We start from the raw sequence: 867 nt of genomic DNA on the forward strand, positions 1-867 counted from the left end.
CCTCCCACCCCATCCCCTCGGACTCCCGGCAGGCTCCGGTTCTCCAGCACATGCCACGCGTCCGCCTCCGACGGCGCGCGGATGAGCGTGTCCACCTGCGCCACGAAGCTCGTCCCATCCAGGGGCAGCGGCGCCACCGGCGCACTGAACCCCTCGATGGCCTCGCCCAGGAGCAACACCCGGGCGCCCTTCCCATCCGGATGCTGGAGCAATTCCTCCAACACCAGCCGACCCCGGCCACTCTCCACGCCAGGGGCCAGCACGATGAGCGCCGGCAGGTGATGCCCGTAGGCAATGAGCGCATCCGCGGCGGACGTGGCGAGGATGACCTCGTGCCCGTCACGGGTGAGCAGACGCCGCACTGCGGCGATGGTGGCGATGTCGTCGTGGACGAGGAGGACCGGTGCGCCCATGGGGGGGCACCGAGTCTACAGCATGGCCCCCGGATCCACGTCGATCACGACCTTCACCGCCGAAGGAACGTCAACCAGGGCCGCCTCCACCCTGGCGAGCAGCGGGGCAAGCGCCACATGCGTCGGCCCCTTCAGGAGCAACTGCCAGCGCGTCTTGCCCCGGATTTTGGCGATGGGCGCCAGGGCCGGCCCCAGAAGCCGCACCCCCACCGACGCCGGAGGCATGTTCTTGGTGACGAGGTTCCCCAGGTGCCGGGCCACGCTGGCCGTCTGCTCCGGGTGCTCCCCCTCCAACCGGATGGACGCCATGCGCGCGAAGGGCGGATACGCCAGCGCCTTGCGCCACTCCAGCTCCTGCTGGGCGAACCCATCGAAGTCATGGGCCAGCACCCGCTTCACCGGCTCCGCGTCCGGGTTGTACGTCTGCACCAGCACCCGACCCGGGTCCTTGCCC

The 867-nt window shown here is 70.5% G+C and carries 1 protein-coding gene and 1 pseudogene; both read right to left on the reverse strand.

Features of this window, described 5'->3' with window-relative positions:
- Nucleotides 1-413 (reverse strand): hypothetical protein (locus HR086_RS47205; RefSeq protein WP_217442250.1); only part of this gene is annotated, 413 nt, incomplete at its 3' end.
- 15 nt (nucleotides 414-428) lie between these two features.
- Nucleotides 429-867, reverse strand: a pseudogene (locus tag HR086_RS47210) (primosomal protein N'); the annotation flags it as partial.

Source organism: Myxococcus sp. CA039A (genome assembly GCF_013336645.1).
Classification (GTDB): domain Bacteria; phylum Myxococcota; class Myxococcia; order Myxococcales; family Myxococcaceae; genus Myxococcus; species Myxococcus llanfairpwllgwyngyllgogerychwyrndrobwllllantysiliogogogochensis.